General features: G+C 64.4%; 24 protein-coding genes. 13 read left to right on the top strand and 11 right to left on the bottom strand.

Annotated elements, in window-relative coordinates:
• The first annotated feature begins 39 nt into the window (after positions 1-39).
• Genes HMPREF3014_RS33755 through HMPREF3014_RS34425 form a run of 3 tightly spaced genes read left to right on the top strand, consistent with a single transcriptional unit; the run spans position 40 to position 1,885 of the window.
• Complete coding sequence (locus HMPREF3014_RS33755) at positions 40-891, top strand: pentapeptide repeat-containing protein (protein WP_023087768.1); 852 nt, start codon at positions 40-42, stop codon at positions 889-891.
• Positions 888-1,586, top strand: coding sequence for a nucleotidyltransferase domain-containing protein (locus tag HMPREF3014_RS34430; RefSeq protein ID WP_023087769.1), 699 nt, complete (start codon positions 888-890; stop codon positions 1,584-1,586). Before HMPREF3014_RS33755 ends, HMPREF3014_RS34430 begins: the two co-directional genes overlap by 4 nt.
• Positions 1,583-1,885 (top strand): hypothetical protein, encoded by a 303-nt coding sequence (locus HMPREF3014_RS34425; RefSeq protein ID WP_124014406.1) that lies wholly within the window; start codon positions 1,583-1,585, stop codon positions 1,883-1,885. The genes HMPREF3014_RS34430 and HMPREF3014_RS34425 overlap by 4 nt, the downstream gene beginning before the upstream one ends.
• A 281-nt stretch (positions 1,886-2,166) precedes the next feature.
• Here the strand turns inward: HMPREF3014_RS34425 and HMPREF3014_RS20365 are convergent, their stop codons facing one another.
• On the bottom strand, positions 2,167-2,643 hold the full coding sequence (locus HMPREF3014_RS20365) for a hypothetical protein (protein ID WP_012614484.1): 477 nt from the start codon (positions 2,641-2,643) through the stop codon (positions 2,167-2,169).
• 231 nt (positions 2,644-2,874) lie between these two features.
• Positions 2,875-3,168: a DUF2845 domain-containing protein gene (locus HMPREF3014_RS20360; RefSeq protein ID WP_003141121.1), complete on the bottom strand. Its 294-nt coding sequence runs from the start codon at positions 3,166-3,168 to the stop codon at positions 2,875-2,877.
• A 339-nt stretch (positions 3,169-3,507) separates the two neighbouring features.
• Here HMPREF3014_RS20360 and HMPREF3014_RS20355 point away from each other — a divergent pair, with 339 nt between their 5' ends.
• Complete coding sequence (locus HMPREF3014_RS20355; protein ID WP_003085431.1) at positions 3,508-3,765, top strand: YjhX family toxin; 258 nt, start codon at positions 3,508-3,510, stop codon at positions 3,763-3,765.
• Between the two features lie 59 nt (positions 3,766-3,824).
• Positions 3,825-4,331: a GNAT family N-acetyltransferase gene (locus tag HMPREF3014_RS20350; protein WP_009315226.1), complete on the top strand. Its 507-nt coding sequence runs from the start codon at positions 3,825-3,827 to the stop codon at positions 4,329-4,331.
• 43 nt (positions 4,332-4,374) lie between these two features.
• Here the strand turns inward: HMPREF3014_RS20350 and gloA are convergent, their stop codons facing one another.
• Together gloA and HMPREF3014_RS20340 are read right to left on the bottom strand one after the other, a co-directional pair.
• Positions 4,375-4,770, bottom strand: a complete 396-nt coding sequence (gene gloA, locus HMPREF3014_RS20345) for a lactoylglutathione lyase (RefSeq protein ID WP_023087770.1) — start codon at positions 4,768-4,770, stop codon at positions 4,375-4,377.
• Between the two features lie 44 nt (positions 4,771-4,814).
• Positions 4,815-5,111 carry a heme-binding protein gene (locus tag HMPREF3014_RS20340; protein WP_003085421.1) on the bottom strand — a complete coding sequence of 99 codons (297 nt, stop codon included), beginning with the start codon at positions 5,109-5,111 and terminating at the stop codon, positions 4,815-4,817.
• 115 nt (positions 5,112-5,226) lie between these two features.
• Here HMPREF3014_RS20340 and HMPREF3014_RS20335 point away from each other — a divergent pair, with 115 nt between their 5' ends.
• From HMPREF3014_RS20335 to HMPREF3014_RS20300, 8 genes are all read left to right on the top strand, one after another.
• The gene (locus HMPREF3014_RS20335; RefSeq protein WP_003098432.1) at positions 5,227-6,081 is read left to right on the top strand and encodes a LysR family transcriptional regulator; all 855 of its coding nucleotides are present in this window, start codon (positions 5,227-5,229) and stop codon (positions 6,079-6,081) included.
• Positions 6,082-6,366: 285 nt separating this feature from the next.
• Complete coding sequence (gene toxR / locus HMPREF3014_RS20330) at positions 6,367-7,146, top strand: toxA transcriptional regulator ToxR (RefSeq protein ID WP_003120800.1); 780 nt, start codon at positions 6,367-6,369, stop codon at positions 7,144-7,146.
• Between the two features lie 92 nt (positions 7,147-7,238).
• The gene (locus tag HMPREF3014_RS20325) at positions 7,239-7,877 is read left to right on the top strand and encodes a type B-4 chloramphenicol O-acetyltransferase CatB7 (RefSeq protein ID WP_003112709.1); all 639 of its coding nucleotides are present in this window, start codon (positions 7,239-7,241) and stop codon (positions 7,875-7,877) included.
• A 254-nt stretch (positions 7,878-8,131) separates the two neighbouring features.
• Complete coding sequence (gene migA / locus HMPREF3014_RS20320) at positions 8,132-9,034, top strand: alpha-1,6-rhamnosyltransferase (protein ID WP_003098436.1); 903 nt, start codon at positions 8,132-8,134, stop codon at positions 9,032-9,034.
• 33 nt (positions 9,035-9,067) lie between these two features.
• Complete coding sequence (locus tag HMPREF3014_RS20315) at positions 9,068-9,688, top strand: CatB-related O-acetyltransferase (RefSeq protein WP_003116522.1); 621 nt, start codon at positions 9,068-9,070, stop codon at positions 9,686-9,688.
• 126 nt (positions 9,689-9,814) lie between these two features.
• Entirely contained in the window at positions 9,815-11,209 is a 1,395-nt protein-coding gene (locus HMPREF3014_RS20310) for an amidase (protein WP_003116523.1), read from the top strand.
• 70 nt (positions 11,210-11,279) lie between these two features.
• The gene (locus HMPREF3014_RS20305; RefSeq protein WP_023087771.1) at positions 11,280-12,596 is read left to right on the top strand and encodes an MFS transporter; all 1,317 of its coding nucleotides are present in this window, start codon (positions 11,280-11,282) and stop codon (positions 12,594-12,596) included.
• Between the two features lie 78 nt (positions 12,597-12,674).
• A complete protein-coding gene (locus tag HMPREF3014_RS20300) occupies positions 12,675-13,580 on the top strand; it encodes a sterol desaturase family protein (RefSeq protein WP_023087772.1) in 906 nt (301 codons plus the stop codon).
• Here the strand turns inward: HMPREF3014_RS20300 and HMPREF3014_RS20295 are convergent.
• The 7 genes from HMPREF3014_RS20295 to HMPREF3014_RS20265 form a co-directional block, all read right to left on the bottom strand.
• Complete coding sequence (locus tag HMPREF3014_RS20295; protein WP_003085387.1) at positions 13,563-14,228, bottom strand: helix-turn-helix transcriptional regulator; 666 nt, start codon at positions 14,226-14,228, stop codon at positions 13,563-13,565. The genes HMPREF3014_RS20300 and HMPREF3014_RS20295 overlap by 18 nt on opposite strands.
• Positions 14,229-14,299: 71 nt before the next feature.
• Positions 14,300-15,286, bottom strand: a complete 987-nt coding sequence (locus tag HMPREF3014_RS20290) for a LysR family transcriptional regulator (protein ID WP_003098443.1) — start codon at positions 15,284-15,286, stop codon at positions 14,300-14,302.
• Positions 15,287-15,295: 9 nt separating this feature from the next.
• Positions 15,296-15,721 carry a hypothetical protein gene (locus tag HMPREF3014_RS20285; protein WP_003110838.1) on the bottom strand — a complete coding sequence of 142 codons (426 nt, stop codon included), beginning with the start codon at positions 15,719-15,721 and terminating at the stop codon, positions 15,296-15,298.
• On the bottom strand, positions 15,721-16,665 hold the full coding sequence (locus HMPREF3014_RS20280; RefSeq protein ID WP_023087773.1) for a peptidylprolyl isomerase: 945 nt from the start codon (positions 16,663-16,665) through the stop codon (positions 15,721-15,723). Before HMPREF3014_RS20280 ends, HMPREF3014_RS20285 begins: the two co-directional genes overlap by 1 nt.
• 4 nt (positions 16,666-16,669) lie before the next feature.
• A complete protein-coding gene (locus HMPREF3014_RS20275; RefSeq protein WP_003120807.1) occupies positions 16,670-17,149 on the bottom strand; it encodes a YbjN domain-containing protein in 480 nt (159 codons plus the stop codon).
• Positions 17,150-17,177: 28 nt separating this feature from the next.
• Positions 17,178-17,840 carry a hypothetical protein gene (locus HMPREF3014_RS20270; RefSeq protein ID WP_003085372.1) on the bottom strand — a complete coding sequence of 221 codons (663 nt, stop codon included), beginning with the start codon at positions 17,838-17,840 and terminating at the stop codon, positions 17,178-17,180.
• Positions 17,841-17,874: 34 nt separating this feature from the next.
• Positions 17,875-19,581 (bottom strand): putative porin, encoded by a 1,707-nt coding sequence (locus tag HMPREF3014_RS20265; protein WP_009315218.1) that lies wholly within the window; start codon positions 19,579-19,581, stop codon positions 17,875-17,877.
• Positions 19,582-19,616: the final 35 nt, after the last annotated feature.

Raw genomic sequence — 19,616 nt, 5'->3', positions numbered from 1 at the left:
AGATTTTCGTCAAGGAGCGCAGTGCCATGAGGCTTGTTCATGAACCTAATTGAAAAAACTTCTCGCGAGCACTTTTCAAAAAGCTTCACCTCCTTAAGCAATGAAGTTTTTGATAATGACTACATAGAGACCCTGGGCTCGACTGGAAAAAACCCAAGGGTCGAGACCTGCTCTTTTAGATCAACAGTATTTGTTCGCTGCTACTTTAGAAACGTAACGTTCGTAGGCTGTAACTTCACGGCAGCAAAATTTATAGACTGCAACTTTAAAGAATCAAAATTTATCGGCTGCGTGTTCAATTACTCAATGTTCAGACGAACAATAATTGACGCCAAGGAGATAATACCAAACCTCCCAAGAGAGCCAAACATCCAACGAGACCTGTTGAGAAATCTACGAGTTGACGCCCGCGAGCTTGGCAATGCAGAAGACGAGAGCTTCTATATAAGAAAAGAAATTGCAGCAAGCGAAAAATTTCACTTATCTGCATTCTTGGGAAAAGATAGATTCTATCGAGAGAAATACGGCCACATTGAGAGACTGGGCTTCTTCTTACAGTGGTGCATATCAAAAATATCCGGCCTCGTATGGGGGAACGGTGAGCGCCCTGGTAGGATTGCAGCATTCTGCTTGCTTTTAATTATTGCAATGTCCGCCTTTATATTTCTTTACAACGGAAACTCTACCGAGCTTCTCACATCCGGCAATGCCACCCCCGTATTACTTCAAGCATTAAAGCTTTCAACTAGCGAATTTCTCGGTATACCTTACGAGGCAACAGATTACACCTTAAAGATACCTTTCTTATTCTCTGTAGCTGCGATATCACTAAGATATGTGATTATTGGTCTTTTGGTTTCAGTATTCTTTAGAGTTTTCTCAAGACGATGAAGACGAAAGAATCCGGAATATTAGATTTGCGGTACTTTGGATCGATTATCAGAGAAGACTTTGATTACGCGAGCGACGCTGACATATTGTGCATCGTCACAGACAAGGCTGCAGCCGACCTCAACGGAATTTCTAAATTACTCGACAGCGCTCTAGTAACAGACCGGGAGATTGATCTTTCCGTTTATGGCGCCGACAGAATTTCAGAAATGTACAAAGAGGGCCACTTGTTTGCATGGCATATATACCTACAGTCGAAACCAATTACTGGCCACCTAAACTTTCTAGAGAACCTAGGAGTTCCTGGAGAATACACCAAAGCAAAAATAGATATAGAGAACCTCATAAAAATTGTACAGGACTCTCACTTATCACTAATGGATGACTCTTGCTCGCCGGTATACGAGGCAGGGCTATTATATGTAGCAAGTAGAAATATTGGAATTTCCGCTTCATGGAAGTCAAGCAACGGATTAGATTTCTCAAGGCATGCTCCCTACAGCCTTATTCTTAATGGACAAGATAAAGGCTTGCCGCTGAAAAAATCAGAATATGCTATGCTGTGCGAGTCAAGACATGCATCCACACGGGGAGTATACCCACCAAGCATCACCCGAGAACAATGCATTGCAATATGCGAAATTGTAATAAGGTGGGCTAAAGAGGTTCTTGAAGAGATCAAGGTGAGCTTATGAGCATTGGATTCCTAGAGCGTTCCAGAATAGAAAGAAGTGTCCTCAAGATCGTAAACGACAAAGCTGGATCCCCGCATCTCAATGGACTTTCTGGAAAGGCGTTATCGCAATGGATGGTTGGCAAACATACTGCATTCTCTCAACTAGAAAAAAGCAGAGCCGCGCCTCTTCTTGATGAGATTTCACAGCGCCTACGGCTAAATTCCGATGCTAGCAAGCACATCTTTGAAGGCGAAAAACTAGTCACCAACGGCACAACTGATATTTGCATTTCAGAGCTGAGAAAAATACTAAGCTAATCTGCTCTTAAAATAGGTGTCGAAAAAGTGTCGAAATCAATGCAACACAAAGGCACGAATCCGAACTAGCAGTCCGCAGATTTAGCCGCATAGCAACACATTGTGACGCTCTGCTCAAGGGTTCGATTCCCTTCGCCCGCTCCAGATCCCAATGCAAAAGCCCCTGACACCAACCAGTGCCAGGGGCTTTCTGTTTTCAGGCTTTACCGCGTAAAGCCCGGGAAAGATCGGAAGCGCCCCCATGGATTTCGGCGGAGACGCAGCCGGAAGGTTCCTCTCCTTTACATCATCAGCGAGTAGGCCCGCTCCAACTGGTCCAGATCGATATCCAGGGGCAGCGGCAGGGGCGCTTCGCCGATGCGCTGCTCGCTGGCGAACTTTCCCTCGGCCAACACACGTGCCGGGTCGTTGAGGGCGAGGAAGTCGCCCCCGTCGTATTCCCAGAAATTCAGCGGGGAGCGGCCGGAATAGGTTTCGTTCCAGCAGGCGACGTACGAACGTTCGCCCAGGACTTTCGGACGGCAGGAAACGTAGGGTTCCAGATAGACCTCATGGGTGAGGTACAGGAAGGTGAGGTCATCCACGCGATAGACCGGCGCTTCGCTGACCTCCTGAGGCTCCTCGTCCAGTTGCGCTTCGGGGTTCGCTCCCGGATCGACCGCTGCGACAGCGGAAAACCCATCCGCCCCCCCTGGCTCTCCCATGGCCATGCCTCCACAGATGAAAAGGGAAGCAACCACGACCAATAACTTCAACACGACGCGTCCTCGCCTGAAAATCGCGGAGATTACGCCGCCAACTTTTCAGGTATGCGATCAGGGTGGCCCGCAACCTTCCGCCCCGCCGCCCGATATCGGGCAATTCCTACACGACGGAAGACGCATCCACCTGGGCCCGCACCCGGCTCGTCTTCTCTCTCAGCGCTCTTTCACGGTGTTCCGCAGCAAATTAGTAATTATCTGTAGGAATAACTCCTCAACAGCCTCGTATCACTTCCGCTCGAGCCGAATCTCGACCAGCTTGCCATCGATGAAGCGCAAGTGTCGGTAGACGCCTCCACTGGGGCCATACACCCAGAATTCGGTGCGTGCGGCATTCAACTTGGGCACGCCGTTGTTGCGCAGGGCAGGCTCGTTGACGATCCTGCTCAGCGGTTGCCCGCACCTTTCCAGGACTTGCTCGACGCTGTCGCCCTCGTCCACCAGGTGCGTGCCGCATCTCATCGAGGCGACGGCAGGAATTGCCAACGAAGACATGAACAGCGTCAGCGCCGTGCGAAACATGGATACCTCCCGCTTCCCCCGATAATGAAAGCGCGGACCGCCGCGGGGCGAGGCGAACTCCCTCACAAAGCCGCAAGCGTCGCACAGCGGCATGGCGACGCAGGCAGTTCCTTGCCGTCGCTTCGCCAGCTTCGTTAGACTGCCGCATCGCAGCACGCTTTCGTGGCTGCGCCCTCCCCGATCCGAGGCTTGCATGTTGGAGATAGTAGTCATCCGATAACCGCCACTTCGTCATCCCGCACGAGGTGTCGCCGGTTATCTGCCTTCGCCATGGCTCGCACGCGCCTTTTCGCGCCGTGCGGCCGCGTTGTCACACCGATGATTACAGGTTCTACCGACATGAACGTTTCCAAGCCGGAACAACGGACGCTTCACGCCTTGGCCCAGGGCGGCCATATCGCCTTCCTTCGCGACGCTTCGGGCAAGATCACCCGCGTCGAGTGCTACAACCGCGACGGCCACCTGCTGCTCGACTGCACCCTGGCGGTGTTCTCCAGGCTGAAGAACAAGGGCCTGGTCCACTCCCGCCAGGGCAGGCCCTACCGGATATCCATGGCCGGGCTGAAAGCCGTGCGCCCGCAGGCGGACAATCGCTGACCCTCTTCCTTTTCCATTGCCCCCGCCGGGACAAGGCGGGGGTTCCGAGGAGTGCTTGCATGAATATTTCCATCCGTGCGGAAACGCCCGGCGACATCGACGCCATCGCTCGCCTGACCGAAGCCGCGTTCCGCAACGAAACGCACAGCAGCCATACCGAGCAGTACATCATCGACGCCCTGCGCCGTGCCGGCGCGCTGACGTTTTCGCTGGTGGCCGAAGCGAACGGCCAGGTGATCGGCCATATCGCTGCCTCACCAGTGACCATCGATGGCGAAGCGGGCGGCTGGTACGGCCTCGCGCCGCTATCGGTGGCGCCCGGGCGACAGCGCCAGGGTCTCGGTTCGCAGTTGGTCCGGCGCCTGCTCACCGAGTTGCGACTGCTGCCCGCGGGTGGCTGCGTGGTACTGGGCGAACCGACCTACTACTCGCGCTTCGGCTTTCGGGTGGAAAGCGGCCTGGCGTTGCCCGGCGTTCCCGCCGAATACTTCCAGGCACAGACCTTCAGTGGGCGCGTGGCGCGAGGAATAGTGGCCTTCCACGCCGCATTCGACGCCAGCGACTGAGCCGGAACGACAGCAGCCGCTATGTCGCCCCCTGGTCGCGGGCTCAATCGAACTGGGTACCCTTCTGGATCAGTTCCACCTTGTAGCCGTCCGGGTCTTCGAGGAAGGCGATCACGCTGCGTCCGTGCTGCATCGGCCCGGCCTCGCGGGTGACCCGATAGCCCAGCGCCCTGGCCCGGGCGCAGGTGACGGCGGCATCCCCGACTTCGATGGCCAGGTGGCCGTAGCCGTCGCCCTGGGTGTAGCCGTCCCGGTCCCAGTTGTGGGTCAACTCCAGGGCAGCGGCCGCGCACTCGTCCTGGTAGCCGACGAAGGCCAGGGTGAAGCGGCCTTCGGGATAGTCCCGGCGCCGCAGCAGGCGCATGTCCAGGGCGCGGGTGTAGAACTCCAGCGCGGCCTCGAGATCGGCCACGCGGAGCATGCTGTGCAGGATTCGCATGGAAATTCTCCGTGGAATCCGGCGGCGAGCCGCCGGAGCGGGAATCAACCCTCGACGCGGTAGCCCTTGAACAGGAAAAGCGGACCGAAGGCATAGCTGTCGATCAGTTCATAGAAGCGCGCGATGGTTTCGTTGCGGCAATGCTGGAGGAACGCCGCCTCGTCTTCGTACACCTCGTCGAGGTAGAAGCGGTTGCGGTTGTTCTCGTCGCGGATCACCTCGAAGCGCAGGGTGCCCGGTTCATTCTGCAACGAGCCATTGGCATCGAACAGGCCTGCCGCGGCGAACGCTTCGCGCTTGTCGGAGGGAACGTCGAACTGAACCAGTACGTGGTAGGTCATGGAATCTTTCCTCGTGAAATGGGGTTGGAAGCGATCGCGAGGTCCATGCTAGGGTGGCCTTTCACTCATTAAAAGTAATCAATAATCAGCAAAGTACTCACTTAAAGAGAATGATGTGAAACTCTCCCAACTCGGATTCTTCTGCGCGGTGGTCGAACGCGGCACCATCGCAGCCGCGGCCGAACAGTTGCATTGCGTGCCGTCGAACATCACTACCCGCTTGCGCGAACTCGAAGGACAACTCGGCGTAGCCCTGTTCAATCGCGAAAGGAATCGCCTGCTGGTCACCCCCGAGGGCCGCCTGCTGTACCGCCACGCCACGCGCCTGCTGGCGCTGGCCGACGAGACCGCTGCGCTGTTCGCCGGCGACCAGGCGCACGGCGCGCTACGGGTCGGCGCACTGGACGTGGCCCTGGCCAATCATCTGCCCCAGCGCCTGGCCCGCTACCGCCGCGAGTCGCCGGGCGTTGAACTGCACATCCGCCCGGAGCATTCGCTGCTGCTCGAGCGCCTGCTGATGGAGGGAGAGCTGGACCTGATCGTCACCGACGGCCCCATCGAACACCCGTTGCTGGCCAGCCGCCTGGCCTTCCGCGAGCGCCTGTTGCGGGTCACTCCCGCCGACCTGCCGGCACCCACTCCCGAGGACCTCGCCAGCCTCGAACTCTATGTGTTCGGCCACACTTGCCACTACCGCCGCCAGGTCGACCGCTGGCTGGCGGAAAGCGGTATCCAGCCGCGTGCAACCCTGGAAATCGAGTCCTACCCGAGCCTCTTCGCCTGCATCGAGGCCGGTCTCGGCTTCGCCTGCGTGCCGGAGAGCTTCGTTGCACGCATGCCCTCCGCGCGACGGGGTTTCCATGCCGAACCGGTAGCCGGCCTGGACTCCAGCGATATCCATTTCGTCTGGCGCAAACAGCAAGCCTCGCCGCTGATCCAGGGCTTCATCGACAGCATCGGCGCCGACTGACGCCAATGATCGATGCCGCAACACAAACGCACTCGGAAAAATCGGTAACAGCGGAACCACTGCACAGACCAGAGAAAAAGCCGCCACCAACCAGGCCTGGCGGCGACACCGGAAGTACCCTCGGCGGCCGATTACCGAGCCGATCCCCTACCTGCCCCCTGGGTTTTCCGACGAAAGACCTTGATTCGTGGGAGGTAGGGTCGTCTCCGCTAGATACCCCTCAACCCTGCGTGCGGGCTCCATGCCCGAGCGCCTTGGCGAGATTTGCCCATAGAGCCATCACTTATGACTGCGACAGACAGAACGCCCCCGCCATTGAAATGGCTCTGCCTCGGCAACCGTGATGCGAACGACGGATTCGAGCTCTTCGCCCATGGCATCTATGCGAGGAACGGCGCGTTGGTCGGCAGCAAGCTCTCCCTGCGCGAACGGCGCCAGCGCGTCGACCTGTCGGCCTTCCTTTCCGGCGCACCGCCGCTGCTTGCCGAGGCGGCGGTCAAGCACCTGCTGGCACGCCTCCTGTGCGTGCACCGGCACAACACCGACCTCGAACTGCTCGGCAAGAACTTCATTCCCCTGCATGCCAGCAGCCTGGGCAACGCCGGGGTCTGCGAGCGGATCCTGGCCTCGGCCAGGCAATTGCAGCAGCACCAGGTCGAACTCTGCCTGCTGCTGGCCATCGACGAGCAGGAACCCGCCTCGGCGGAGTACCTGGCGTCCCTCGCCCGGCTACGCGACAGCGGCGTGCGCATCGCGCTGCACCCGCAACGCATCGATACCGACGCTCGCCAGTGCTTCGCCGAAGTCGACGCCGGCCTCTGCGATTACCTGGGCCTGGACGCGCGCCTGCTTGCCCCCGGCCCGCTGACGCGTAACCTGCGCCAGCGCAAGAGCATCGAGTACCTGAACCGGCTGTTGGTGGCACAGGACATCCAGATGCTTTGCCTCAACGTCGACAATGAGGAACTGCACCAACAAGCCAACGCACTCCCCTTCGCCTTCCGTCACGGCAGGCACTATTCGGAGCCTTTCCAGGCCTGGCCGTTCAGCAGTCCGGCCTGCTGAACGCCGACGCGGCTGCCAGCCGTCACGCCAGGCTGGCCCGCTATCCCACCAGGCGCTACCCTTGGCGGTTTCGACGGACAGGGACGACGGTCATGGGCAACTATTTCGAGAGCCCCTTCAGGGGCAAGCTGCTCTCGGAACAGGTCAGCAACCCGAACATACGGGTGGGGCGCTACAGCTACTACTCCGGCTACTATCACGGGCATTCCTTCGACGACTGCGCCCGCTACCTGATGCCGGACCGCGACGACGTGGACAAGCTGGTCATCGGCAGTTTCTGCTCGATCGGCAGTGGCGCCGCCTTCATCATGGCCGGCAACCAGGGACACCGCGCCGAATGGGCGTCGACCTTCCCCTTCCACTTCATGCACGAAGAGCCTGTCTTCGCCGGCGCCGTGAACGGCTATCAGCCAGCCGGCGACACGCTGATCGGCCATGACGTCTGGATCGGTACCGAGGCGATGTTCATGCCAGGCGTACGGGTCGGCCACGGAGCCATCATCGGCAGCCGCGCGCTGGTGACCGGCGATGTCGAGCCCTATGCCATCGTCGGCGGTAACCCGGCCCGGACCATTCGTAAGCGCTTTTCCGATGGCGATATCCAGAACCTGCTGGAAATGGCCTGGTGGGACTGGCCACTGGCCGATATCGAGGCAGCCATGCCACTGCTGTGTACTGGGGATATCCCCGCCTTGTACCGGCACTGGAAACAGCGCCAGGCCACGGCCTGACGGTTGGACGAAGATGGTCGAGGATTTTTCTCGGGCCCGATGGCCTACCCTCTATGCTTCCGACGGTATACTGTCGCGATGCCTGGCCATCCAGGCATGCGTGCCAGAGCCACTCCAGCGACCGTAGCGGCGGAGCGAAACGCTGTGTTTCCGACAGCCCGCGCCGAGCACCGATCGCCGGAACGATCGCAGGACTTCATGACCGACGGCCCCCTGGAACGGCTACCGGGCAAGACGAGTGACAAGAACGACACATGATTGAAGAAGCCACTTCCAGCAAGCACTCAGGCACGACGGACGCCCCGCTGGTATCCGTCGTAGCGCCCTGCTTCAACGCGGAAAAGTACCTGGAAGAAGCCCTGCGCAGCATCTACGAGCAGGACTACCCGAATTTCGAAGTGATCATCGTCGACGACGGTTCCACCGACAACAGCTACGCCATGCTGGAGCAGTTGCAGAAAGTCCACGGTTTCCAGCTCTACCGCCAGCAGAACCAGGGCGTCAGCGCAGCGCTGAACTTCGGTCTGCAACACGCCCGCGGCGACTACGTAGCCACGCCGGACCTGGACGACATCATGCTGCCGCACTCGTTGAGCGTGCGCGCCGCGTACCTCGACCAGCACCCGGAAGTCGGCTGCGTCGGCGCCCTGGTGATCTACATCGACAGCGAAGGCCAGGAAACCAAGCGGCAGAACGGCAACCGCATCCGCCAGCTGGACTTCGACTACCTGCTCGGCAACGCCTATGTCTGCGGCGCCCCGGTGTCCCTGTACCGCATGGAGGCCCTGCGCGCCGCCGGCTTCTACGATCCCGAGATCAAGGTGCAGGACTTCCAGATGACCCTGCGCATCGCCAGCCAGGGCTACCAGATCCACAAGCTGCCGGTGCTGGTCACCCGCTACCGGCGCCACCCCGACAACCTGTCGCGGCGCTACAAGGTGCTGCTCGATGCCGACCTGCGCACCATCGCGCCCTACCAGTCGCATCCCGCCTACGAGCGCGGCCGCACGGAGCTGGTCAACAAGGCCCTGAAGTACGCCGTGGTCGCGGACAAGCGGCATGCCTGGCAACTGCTCCGCTCGCTGCCGCTGCGGCAGTGGAACCGCACCACCTTCCGCCGGTTGAAGCGCTTCCTTCTCCATCACGAGACCACCTGAGCCCCGTGGACTCCAAGGTGGCAAGGTAATTCGATGAAATTCCTGGAAAAACTGAAAAAACGCAAAGAGCGGAAGTACTTCCGTGGCTGGGAAAAGATCTTCAAGGCCCCGGAGAAGATCCGTCTTGCCTACCCACATTACGAGGTCGGCGTGGGCACCTACGGGATCCCGGAGGTCACCGAGTTCGGCGACAAGGCCACCCTAAGGATCGGCGCCTACACCTCGATCGCTGCCGGCGTGAAGATCCTCCTCGGCGGCGAGCACCATACCGACTGGCTCACCACCTACCCCTTCCCGAAGATGATCGATGAGGTCGCCGACATCCCTGACAGCACCACGACCCGCGGCGACGTGGTCATCGGTAGCGACTGTTGGATCTGCACGAACGCGCTGATCCTCTCCGGGGTCACCATCGGGCATGGTGCGGTAGTCGCCGCCGGCGCGGTGGTGACCCGCGACGTGCCACCGTTCGCCATCGTCGGCGGCAACCCGGCCCGGCAGATCCGCTGGCGCTTCGAGGAAGACATCCGCGAAGCCCTGCTGGCTTCGGCCTGGTGGGACTGGCCGGTGGACGAGGTGAAGCAGGTCGCCCGGACCCTGTGCAGTACCGACATGACAGCCTTCCTGCGCTACATCGAGCAACGCAAGGGCTGATTCCCCGGCGGGAATGATCGCCGGTCATGGGCTATACCTCCCCGATACACCTTGGTTTCGAATTGCCGCCCGACAACGGGTAGGCCGGCCGCTTGACGCCCGCGGCCGTTCTTCGAGGGAGCTTGAATGACCGCGCTGCACGACCTCCCGGGAACCCGCCTGCTGGCACTGTTCGCCCGCCGGGAACTCTCGCCTGGCGAGTACTACGAGCATCTGCTGGCCCACATCCAGCGCTGGGAACCGCATCTCAACGCGCTGTATCGCTTCGACCCGCAACGGGTTCGCGAACAGGCCGCGGCGGCCACCGAGCGCTGGCGCAAGGGACAGCCCAAAGGCCCGCTGGACGGGCTGCCGGTAACCATCAAGGAGCTGATCGCCACCGCTGGCGAACCTATCCCATTGGGCAGCGCCGCCACCGCCCTGCAACCCGCGCCCTGCGACGCGCCGCCGGCCGCTCGGCTGCGCGAAGCCGGCGCGATCGTCCTGGCCAAGACTACGGTTCCGGACTTCGGCATGCTCTCATCCGGCCTCTCCAGCTTCCACGGAGTCACCCGCAATCCCTGGAACCTGGCCAACAATACCGGCGGCTCCAGTTCGGGCGCGGCAGCGGCGGCCGCCGCCGGCTACGGACCGCTGCACCTGGGCACCGACATCGGCGGCTCGGTGCGTCTGCCGGCGGGCTGGTGCGGCCTGGTGGGCTTCAAGCCAAGCCTCGGGCGGATCCCCATCGACCCTTACTACACCGGTCGCTGCGCCGGTCCGATGACCCGCTGCATGGACGACTGCCTGCTGCTGATGCGCTACCTCGCGCAGCCCGACGCCCGCGACGCCACCAGCCTGCCGCCGGAAGTGCTGGACTGGAGCGCCGAGCCGCTGTCGGTGCGCGGCCTGAGGGTCGGCCTGCAACTCGACCCCGGCTGCGGCCTGCAGCCCGACGCGGAAATCCGCGCCGCGATCGAGGCCGCGGCGCGGCTGTTCGAGGAGCACGGCGCCCAGCTCAGGATCGTCGAACCGCTGATGGACCGGAGCCTGCTCGACGGCCTGAACGACTTCTGGCGCGCCCGCCTGTGGAGCGAACTGCTGCTCCTCGACGAGACGCGGCGGGCCAGGGTGCTGCCCTATGTCCACGCCTGGGCCGAGGGCGGCGCACGGGTCAGCGGGGTCGATGCGGTGCGCGGTTTCAACCAGACCTTCGAGATGCGCCGGCGCGCCGCCCGGCTGTTCGGCGAGATCGACCTGCTGCTGACGCCGACCAACCAGGTCGAGGCCTTCCCCGCCGACTGGGCCTCGCCGCTGAACGATCCGCAGCGGCCGTTCGAGCACATCGTCTTCACCGTGCCGTGGAATATGGGCGAACAGCCCGCGCTCTCGATAAACTGCGGCTTCACGGCCGCCGGCATGCCGATCGGCCTGCAACTGGTCGCGCCGCGCTTCGCCGATACCTGGCTGTTGCGCATCGGCAAGACCTACGAAGGCTGGCGCGGTCCGATCCACGGCTGGCCACGGCCGCCGGCTGACTGAAGCCGGCAGCCGCTCGTCGCTCGGCTCCAGGCCTGAGTGTTTCAGTCGTCACTCCGAGAGGGCCTTCGCCATGCGCTCCCCCACCCGTCCCCCGGCGGCCGCCGATCCGGCCAGCCGCCGCAGCGTCTTTGCCGTGGTCCTCGGCAACGCCGTGGAATTCTTCGACTTCGGGGTCTATGCCACCTTCGCGGTGATGATCGGACGGACTTTCTTCCCCTCCGACAGCGCCTTCGTCAGCCTGCTCCTGTCGGTCACCGCGTTCGGCGTCGGCTTCGTCATCCGTCCCCTCGGCGCGATCCTTATCGGCGCCTACGCCGACCGCGTCGGGCGCAAGCCGGCGATGCTCCTTACCCTGTTCCTGATGGCGCTGGGCACCGGCGGCATCGCGGTGCTCCCCGGCTACGACAGCATCGGCCCGGCCGCGCCGCTGCTGCTGGTGTTGACCCGCCTGCTGCAAGGCCTGGCCTGGGGCGGCGAGGCCGGGCCGGCGACCACCTACATCCTCGAGGCGGCACCGCCGCACAAGCGCGGCACCTACGCCTGCTGGCAGGTCGTGGCGCAAGGCATCGCGGCGGTCGCCGCCGGGCTGATGGGCTACCTGCTCACCCTCTGGCTCGACGAGCGCCAACTGCAGGAATGGGGCTGGCGGATTCCCTTCGCGGCCGGCCTGCTGGTCCTGCCGATCGGCCTGTACATCCGCCTCAACCTGGCCGAAACCTTTTCCGGACGCGGCCGCCAGGCCAGCACCCGGAGCCTGCTCGGCGAGTTGTTCGGCAATCATCGGCGGGCCCTGCTGCTCGGCCTGCTGATCCTCTCCGGAAGCACCATCACCCAGTACTTCCTCAACTACATGACCACCTTCGCCCTTACCGAGCTACACCTGCCGGCGGGCATCGCGATGCTCTCGACGCTGGTCGCCGGCGCCGCACTGGCGCTCTCGGCGTTGCTCGGCGGCGTGCTCTGCGACCGCTACGGGCGCCGCGCCGTGCTGATCCTGCCGCGCCTGGCGCTGCTCGCGGTGCTGTTCCCGGCACTGCAGGCAATGACCCGTCACCCCGAGCCGGCAGTCTTCCTCGCCGTCCTCGCCCTGCTCTCGGCCCTGCATGGCATGAGCGGCGCGGCGCTGATCGTGCTGCTGGTAGAAAGCTTCCCCCGGGCGCTGCGCTCCACCGGTTTTTCCCTGGTCTATGCGACCGGCGTCGCCGCGTTCGGCGGCACCGCGCAGATCGTGGTGACCTGGCTGATCGGCGTCACCGGCAATCCGCTGTCGCCGCTGGGCTACCTGCTGCTGGCCAACCTGGTCTGCCTGGTTGGGGCCTGGCTGGCCCGCGAGACCTGGCCGGGTCGCGGGGACATGGGAGGCGCGCCGCTGGTGCTGCGCGACTGAGAACTTGCGCGGTTCGTTCAAGCGCCGCCGGCCTGTCGCGGGCGACGCTGGGGACCTCATTCATCCGGAGGTCCCACCATGCAGTTCTTCCTGCGCTACGCCTACGCGCCCCTCTTCTGGTCCGGCTTCATCGGCCTGGCGACCTGGCAGGTCGGCTATCGCCAGGCTTCCCACGCCTGGCTGGTCGCCCTGTTCCTCGGGGCGCTCGGCCTGTCCTTTCTCGCCGAACGACGACTGCCCTACCAGCCACGCTGGAACCGGCCGCACGCCGACCGCCTGCGCGATGTCCTGCACGCGTCGGTCAACGAAAGCCTGAACGCACTTGGCATCCTCGCCCTGCCACTGCTGGCCGGAGTCCTGGGCTTCTGGCCGGTATGGCCGCAGGCCTGGCCGCTGTGGCTGCAACTGCTGCTGGCGATCGTCCTGGCCGATCTCGGCATCACCCTGGTGCACTACGCCAGCCACCGTTCGGCGCTGCTTTGGCGGCTGCACGCGGTGCACCATAGCGTGCAGCGCCTGTACGGTTTCAACGGGCTGATGAAGCATCCCCTGCACCTGGGCCTGGAAGCGCTCGGCGGCACCCTGCCGCTGTTGCTGCTCGGCGTGCCGCAGACGGTCGCCGCGCTGCTCGCCTTCGCCATCGGCATCCAGTTGCTGCTGCAACACAGCAACGTCGACATGCGCATCGGCGGGTTACGCCATGTGTTCGCCTGGGCACCGCTGCATCGCCTGCACCACATCCGCTACGGGCGCGCCGGCGACGTCAACTTCGCGCTGTTCTTCAGCGTCTGGGACCGCCTGCTCGGCACCGCCCTCCATCGTCCCGACTACCGCCTGGACAGCAACGACATGGGCATCGGCGACCAGCCTGACTATCCCCGCGACTATGCCGGCCAGTTGCTCGCGCCATTCCGCGACCTGCCACGCAGCAGGCACGTCCCACAGCCGCCGGAAGGATTGGGGCGTTCAGCCGGCCAGGCGTAGGTGCGGCAGCGACAGGCCGGCGCGGATACCGAGCAGGCTGCGTACGCTGCGCGACAGGTGCGCGGCGTCGGCGAAGCCGGCGTGATGGGCCGCCTCGGTCAGGCTGCGCCCCTGCAAGGCCAGGGCGAAGGCCAGGTACAGGCGGCGCCAGAGCACCAGGCGGCGCACCGACAGGCCGACCTGGACGGCGAACAGCCGCTCTAGTTGGCTCAGCGAAAGACTGGCGCTGCGCGCCAGTCTTTCCGCCTCGACCCGCGCCGCGAGTTGCTCGTCGAGCGCCGCCAGGGCCTTTTCGACGCGGCGGTCGAGCCGTCGACGAGGCAGCCGCGCAAGCCGCCCCAGCAACGCCTCGGGCTCGCCGGGAGCGTCCTCGAGAAGCTGACGCAGGTCGTCGCTGTCGAACGCCAGCGGCTCGGCGTACAGCGCCAGCAACGGCTGCGACGCGTCGACGCGATGGGCTTGCAGCGAGGGCACCAGCAAGCGCCGGGCCTCCAGTACCTGGCCAGCGACGCGCACCCGCAGCGGCGTCTCCGCCAGCAGCAACTGGTGGGCATAGTGAGCGTGCTCGCGGGTATCGCCGTTGACCCCGGCGAACAGCGCGTGGTCCCGCGCCAGCCAGACCTCGCCCTGCCAATGCCGCTCCGTCATCGCGTACCTTCCGTCAACCGTTCCGTGGCGAAACGGTGTCGGCTATGGCGACCGCCGTCAAGCCCGCAAGGTCAGCGTCCGAACCAGTCGCGCCGGTCGTCGAAGGCGTGCTCGATCAGATCGAGCAAGGCACGCACCTCCACGCGGTTCTCCGCTTCCGGCTGCACGCTCATCCAGACTTCCCGCCGCATCGGCTCGTCGAAGACCTGCGGCAACGCCGCCAGGTTGCGCTCCAGGCGTCCGGCGTAATGCGGCAGCAGGCCGATGCAGGCGCCCCAGAGGATCGCCTGTAGCAGCAGGTCGTGGCTCTGCACCTCGATCACTCCCGACTGGCGAGCCGCCACTCGCCGGTTCCAGGGCGCCAGGGCGGCGCTGGCGGCGTGACCGTGGAGCTGCGCCAGCAGGTAGTCGTCCAGCTCGTCCTCGCTGGCCGGCCGCGTGCGCTCGCGCGAATAGCGCTTGCCGATGTGCGGCTGGTACTCCAGCTCGGCGATGCGCGCCGGTGCGGCGAAGTGGCCTTCCATCGCCGGATGCGGCTGCCCCGGATCGGCGATCCAGATGGCGATCTCCGCCGGCCCTGCGCTTTCCGGCCAGCCCTCGCGCAACTCGGCGAGGGCTACGCGCAGGTTGGCGTTCTTGCGCAGGTAGCCCCACAGCTCGCGACTGAGCACATCGTGCAGGACGCTTTCGGCCACCGCCAGTCGCACCAGCGGCTGTTGCCGGTGAAGATCGGCGTGGCTCTGGCTGTCCTCGACCAGGCGCTGCCCGGCGGCCTGGACGATGCGGCCCTCGCGGGTCAGCGAGAGGGCGTTGCCCTCATGCACGAACAGATGCAGGCCGAGGCGCTCCTCGAGCCGGGCCAGGGTCTTGCGCAGCAGCGTCGGCTTGACGTCCAGGCTGCGCGCAGCCTGCATGAAACAGCCGCAACGGGCGGTGACCAGGAAGAAATGCACCACCTCCAGAGAACCGAACAGCTCGTGCCAATAGGCACGGTCGTCGCGTCCCTGCGCGGGCCTGAGCAGTGCCGGGCGCTGCCCGGCGGACTCCGATAGGGCCATGCTTCCTCGCTAGCGTCCAGGCATGAGGCGAATCCGCAGTTCGATCGGCTGCGGCATGTGTTCCGGCGGCGGCAGGCGCAACGAACGGTCCATCAGCGCGCGCCGCAGTTCATTCTCGATCGGCTCGGCGTCGCTGCGCAGGCAGGCGAGACGGACGATCCAGCCGCGTTCGTCGAGCCAGACCCGCAGGTCGATGTCGGTATTCGGCAACTGCCCCGCCGCGCGCCGCGACTCCAGGAAGGCCAGCAGCCGCGGCGCGGTTTCGGCGTCTTCGCCCAGGCGCTGCTGGACCTGCTCACCGAGCCATGCGGCATAGGCGCCCCAGAGCCGCTGGCGTTCGTCGCGGAACCGCTCTGGCTCGCCGAACAGCCAGCTGCGCAGGTGCCGCCAGCGGCTCGCGCGCGGCCCACGCCTGGCCTCCGGGATGCCGTCCATCAGTGCAGTTCCGCCAGGGTCTTGCCGAGCAACGCGCCGTCGATGCTCAGGGTAGCGTTGTTCACCAGGCCATCCAGGTAGGCCTTGGCTATCTGCTCCTGGCGTTGCGCGCGCAGGCTTTCGCGCAGGCGTCCACGGACCTCGTCGAGGGTGGCGAGGCGGGCGTCGCGACGCTCGGTCAGCTTGACCAGGTGGAAACCGTTGGCGCCCTGGATCGGCTCGGACACCGCGCCGACCTTTAGCCGTTCCAGCGCCGGACGGATCGCCGGCAGCAGTTGCGCCTGCGCCAGTAACCCACCGATGTCGCCGCCGTTGCGGGCGGTCTGCGGGTCGTCGGAATGCTTGCGCGCCAGTTCGGCGAAGTCGCCGTCCGCGGCCTGCCGGTAGAGTTCCTGGGCGCGCTTGCGCGCTTCGGCAAGCCCGCCGGCCGCAGAGGCGGCGATGAAGATCTGGCTGACCCGGTACAGCGCCGGTACAGCCAGTTGCGCCTTGTTCGCCTGGTAGGCGGCCTGCAGTTCGGCATCGCTGGGGTAGTCCTCGGGCACCGTGCTCACCGACTCCAGGTAGGTACGCAGGACGATCTGCCGCGCCGCCGCATCGATCAACGTCTTCACCTGCGGACGCTGTTGCCAGTCCTGGGCGCTGGCCTGTTCGTAGAGCGCCTTCTCGGCGAGCCGCGCACGCATCCAGCGTTCCAGTGCGTCGCGGTTCTCGCTCAACTGCGCGCGGGTTTCCGCCGGCACCTCGGCCAGCAGCGCCTTCAGTTCGTCCGGCGCCACCTGCAAGGCGCCGAGGCGGGCCACCGCGGGTTCCGCGGCGACGCTGGCAGATGGCTTGGCAAGCGCGGCCTGGGCCTGGCCCGCGCCGCCGTCCTCGCGCTGGCCACAGCCGGCGAGAACGGCAAGCGCGAACGCCAGGACGCCGCAACGAAATGCCGGCCGCATCGGCTCAGGCCTCGCCATCGACGGGTTGACCGGCATCCTGCGCCATGCCCTGCTGCTCCGCGGCCAGGCGGCTGTAGTCGCGCAGATAGGCGATGAACTCCTGCAGCAGGCGATCCCACAGTTCGATATGGCTACGCAGGTTGGCCGGGCTGACGCCGCCGGCGACGATCACGTCCATTTCCATCACCAGGAACTCGCCCTGCTGCGACAGGCGGCCGAAGCGCCGGCTGAGATTCCAGCGCTCGGTCAGCCCGGCGGGCAATTCGCCCTGCACGCGCAGGGCGCAGCTGAAGGTGAAGTCGAGGTAGCTCGCCGGCGTCGCCGCCGGATTGCCGAAGCGCACCGCGTAGCCGATTCCCTGGCTGGCACTGAGCAGTTGCACGACGCCGTTCTGCTCGCTGCGGTTGACCCGGTAGCCGGCGTCCTGCAAGGCCTCGGTCAGGCTGTCGACGGAAAGGTGTTCGATCAGGGTGATCTCGTTCATATCCGGGTTCCTGGTTTGCTGTCGGATTTCACTGGGCGAGCGCCGCCTGGCGGTTCTCGACCTGGGTCTTGTAGAGGTCGTCGCCGAGCTTCTGCGCCATCTCTTCGAATTTCACCCGCGCACCGCTGGCGAACGGTTGGCGGATCTTCATCACCTCGGCGACGCTGACGTTCTCGTAGGCGCCGAGGATCTCCTTGGCCACGCCATACATCTCCCGATTCTTCGCGGTGCACTGCTGCAACTGCTGGTCGTGCTCGCGGAACGCCAGGTCGAGCTTCTGCCGCTCGGCCTCCTTGGCTCGCGCCATGACCAGCAACTCGTCGTAGGCCTGCTTGTACTTGCCCAGTTGCTCGTTGCTCGCCTCGACCATCTGCCGCGCCCGGTCGTGCAAGCCCTGTTGCTGGGCCGAGAGCTGCTCGGCCTGGCCCTTGGCCCGGGCCAGCTCGGCGCTCAGTTGCTTGACCTGGGCCAGCGCCGCATCGCGCTGGCTTTCCAGCGCGGCTTTCGCCGCGGTGGCCTGGGCCTGTTCGGTCTGCAGCGCCTGGAGTTGCTGGGTGGTGCTGCGCAACTGGGCGCGCAGGCGTTCCTCCAGGCTGTCGGCGTAGGCCGCCTGGCTGGCGTAGGCGGCGAAGGCGGCCCCGGCGAGCAGCGCCTGGGCCCAGATCGGTAATGAGAAAGGTCGCGTGTTCATGGTCTGCCTCTTCATGGTCTGCCTCGAGGAGCGCTCAGAAGCGCGTGTTGACCTCGAGTTGCAGGACGTCGATGGAGAACGGTGCGCCGTAGACCTCGTCGGAGCTGAGCCAGCGCGCGGTACCGTAGACGCGCTTGTCGAAGCCATAGCTGGCGCCGAGGATGTAGCCCTTGGCGTTGGTCCCGCCAAGGTGGAAGGTGGAATCGTTGAAACCGTCCGGCAGGGCATCCGGCTGGATGTACTTGTAGGCGGCGAAGACCTGCCAGTCGCCGGCGTCGCGCATGTCCAGGGCGTTGCCCAGGGTGAACTGGAGCATCCAGGCGTTCGCCCCGCTCTTGATGTCGCCATCGGAGCCGAGGTTGTTGGCGATCTGCGCCACACCGCCGGCGCGCTTGCGCATATCGCCCTCGTCGTAGCCCAGGTTGTGCACGTAGTTGCCGGCCACCCGCAGCTTGAAGTCGTTGGGCAGCTCGGCATCCCAGCCGAGGTTCAGGTCGAGCAGGTTGAACTCCGAGGCCAGGCCGACGTACTGCGGGTTCGGCGTGTTCGCCGGGTCGGCCGGGTTGGGCACGATGTCGCGCAGGAGGAACACCGTGTTGCCCTTCTGCATGAAGGTCGGACGGCTGCCGTCGGTGTCGCACTCCGGATCCCCGGCCCAGGGCCGGCAGGGGCTGGAACGCCGCCCTTCGATATCGTCGAAGCGGTAGTAGGCCAGCGCGCCGGTAAGGCTGTGCTGCGGGTTGATCTTCCAGGTGGCGCCCAATTGCGCGCCGTACATCCACTTGTTGTCGCTGTCTTCCTTGTCGAAACCGTTCGACGAGGCGGTGTCCGAGCTGTACTCCACGGGGAACGCGCCGACCGTGCCGAACAGCGAGACATCGCGGCTCAGCGGCTGGTTGAAGATCGCCGCCACGCCGTCGAAGTTGAGGTCGTTGGAATACAACAGGTCGGTGGACAGGAACGGATTGGCGATCCGCCCGCCGGTCAGGCTCAGGCGCTCGCTGGGCTTCCAGGTCAGGTAGCCCTGGTCGAGCCAGAGGTCCTTCTTGCCGAAGCCGCCGCCGAGGGTCTGGGTGGTCGACACCGGGTTGTTGTCCGAACCGGTGCCGATGCGGATGCCGGCGCTCCAGCTTTCCGACAGCGCCGCCTTGAGGCCGAAGCGCGCGCGCAGGCGCAGCAGGCTGTCGCGGTCCTCGCGGGTATTGAGCAGCGGCGGCAGGCCCGAGCTGGTATTCGGGTTGACGTCATAGGGACCGTCGTCGTTGAGTTCGGCGAAGTCGGTGATCTGGTTGCTGTTGCCGTTGCCGAAGGAGCGCGACTCGTAGCGCAGGCGCACGTCGCCGTCGAAACTGATGCGCGAGGCCCAGTCCGGGAAGGCGTTGGGCTGCGCCCAGTTCTCCGCCTTGGCCTGGGTCATTACCTCGGCCTTCACTTCGTCGCGGATCTGGTCGCGCACCACCTGCGGGATATAGGGTACGCGGACCTCCCCGGGGACCGCGGCGACGGCCGCCGCGGGCGCCACGGCCTGGCGCGCCTGCTGGGCCTGCTGCGCCTCGGCCTCGGCCTGCCTGACCAGCGCATCGGCCTGTTCCTTCTTCAACACGCCCTGCTGTACCAGCAGGCGGATCAGGTTGATCGTGGCGTTCTCCGAGGGCGCCGGCGGCTGGGCCTGCGCCTGGCCGGCCAGCGCGGCGAGCATGACGCCCATCCCCAGCGCCAGTCGGTTCACTTTCGCGTTCATCTGTGTACGGCTCCTAAGGTCCTTCAAGGCAGTCG

It is taken from the genome of Pseudomonas sp. HMSC065H01, assembly GCF_001815235.1.
GTDB lineage: Bacteria > Pseudomonadota > Gammaproteobacteria > Pseudomonadales > Pseudomonadaceae > Pseudomonas > Pseudomonas aeruginosa.
This window is presented reverse-complemented; position numbering and strand designations above follow the sequence as displayed.

What these genes read in the sequence shown, in the direction of transcription:
- HMPREF3014_RS34430 (WP_023087769.1), top strand. Translation starts at nt 888, where the DNA reads ATGAAGACGAAAGAATCCGGAATATTAGATTTGCGGTACTTTGGATCG.
- HMPREF3014_RS20360 (WP_003141121.1), bottom strand. Translation starts at nt 3,168, where the DNA reads ATGTTTCGCACGGCGCTGACGCTGTTCATGTCTTCGTTGGCAATTCCT.
- HMPREF3014_RS20305 (WP_023087771.1), top strand. Translation starts at nt 11,280, where the DNA reads ATGCGCTCCCCCACCCGTCCCCCGGCGGCCGCCGATCCGGCCAGCCGC.
- HMPREF3014_RS20300 (WP_023087772.1), top strand. Translation starts at nt 12,675, where the DNA reads ATGCAGTTCTTCCTGCGCTACGCCTACGCGCCCCTCTTCTGGTCCGGC.
- HMPREF3014_RS20325 (WP_003112709.1), top strand. Translation starts at nt 7,239, where the DNA reads ATGGGCAACTATTTCGAGAGCCCCTTCAGGGGCAAGCTGCTCTCGGAA.
- HMPREF3014_RS20285 (WP_003110838.1), bottom strand. Translation starts at nt 15,721, where the DNA reads ATGGACGGCATCCCGGAGGCCAGGCGTGGGCCGCGCGCGAGCCGCTGG.
- HMPREF3014_RS20275 (WP_003120807.1), bottom strand. Translation starts at nt 17,149, where the DNA reads ATGAACGAGATCACCCTGATCGAACACCTTTCCGTCGACAGCCTGACC.
- HMPREF3014_RS20315 (WP_003116522.1), top strand. Translation starts at nt 9,068, where the DNA reads ATGAAATTCCTGGAAAAACTGAAAAAACGCAAAGAGCGGAAGTACTTC.
- HMPREF3014_RS20310 (WP_003116523.1), top strand. Translation starts at nt 9,815, where the DNA reads ATGACCGCGCTGCACGACCTCCCGGGAACCCGCCTGCTGGCACTGTTC.
- toxR (WP_003120800.1), top strand. Translation starts at nt 6,367, where the DNA reads ATGACTGCGACAGACAGAACGCCCCCGCCATTGAAATGGCTCTGCCTC.
- HMPREF3014_RS33755 (WP_023087768.1), top strand. Translation starts at nt 40, where the DNA reads ATGAACCTAATTGAAAAAACTTCTCGCGAGCACTTTTCAAAAAGCTTC.
- gloA (WP_023087770.1), bottom strand. Translation starts at nt 4,770, where the DNA reads ATGCGAATCCTGCACAGCATGCTCCGCGTGGCCGATCTCGAGGCCGCG.
- HMPREF3014_RS20350 (WP_009315226.1), top strand. Translation starts at nt 3,825, where the DNA reads ATGAATATTTCCATCCGTGCGGAAACGCCCGGCGACATCGACGCCATC.
- HMPREF3014_RS20280 (WP_023087773.1), bottom strand. Translation starts at nt 16,665, where the DNA reads ATGCGGCCGGCATTTCGTTGCGGCGTCCTGGCGTTCGCGCTTGCCGTT.
- HMPREF3014_RS20355 (WP_003085431.1), top strand. Translation starts at nt 3,508, where the DNA reads ATGAACGTTTCCAAGCCGGAACAACGGACGCTTCACGCCTTGGCCCAG.
- migA (WP_003098436.1), top strand. Translation starts at nt 8,132, where the DNA reads ATGATTGAAGAAGCCACTTCCAGCAAGCACTCAGGCACGACGGACGCC.
- HMPREF3014_RS20295 (WP_003085387.1), bottom strand. Translation starts at nt 14,228, where the DNA reads ATGACGGAGCGGCATTGGCAGGGCGAGGTCTGGCTGGCGCGGGACCAC.
- HMPREF3014_RS20265 (WP_009315218.1), bottom strand. Translation starts at nt 19,581, where the DNA reads ATGAACGCGAAAGTGAACCGACTGGCGCTGGGGATGGGCGTCATGCTC.
- HMPREF3014_RS20290 (WP_003098443.1), bottom strand. Translation starts at nt 15,286, where the DNA reads ATGGCCCTATCGGAGTCCGCCGGGCAGCGCCCGGCACTGCTCAGGCCC.
- HMPREF3014_RS34425 (WP_124014406.1), top strand. Translation starts at nt 1,583, where the DNA reads ATGAGCATTGGATTCCTAGAGCGTTCCAGAATAGAAAGAAGTGTCCTC.
- HMPREF3014_RS20340 (WP_003085421.1), bottom strand. Translation starts at nt 5,111, where the DNA reads ATGACCTACCACGTACTGGTTCAGTTCGACGTTCCCTCCGACAAGCGC.
- HMPREF3014_RS20270 (WP_003085372.1), bottom strand. Translation starts at nt 17,840, where the DNA reads ATGAACACGCGACCTTTCTCATTACCGATCTGGGCCCAGGCGCTGCTC.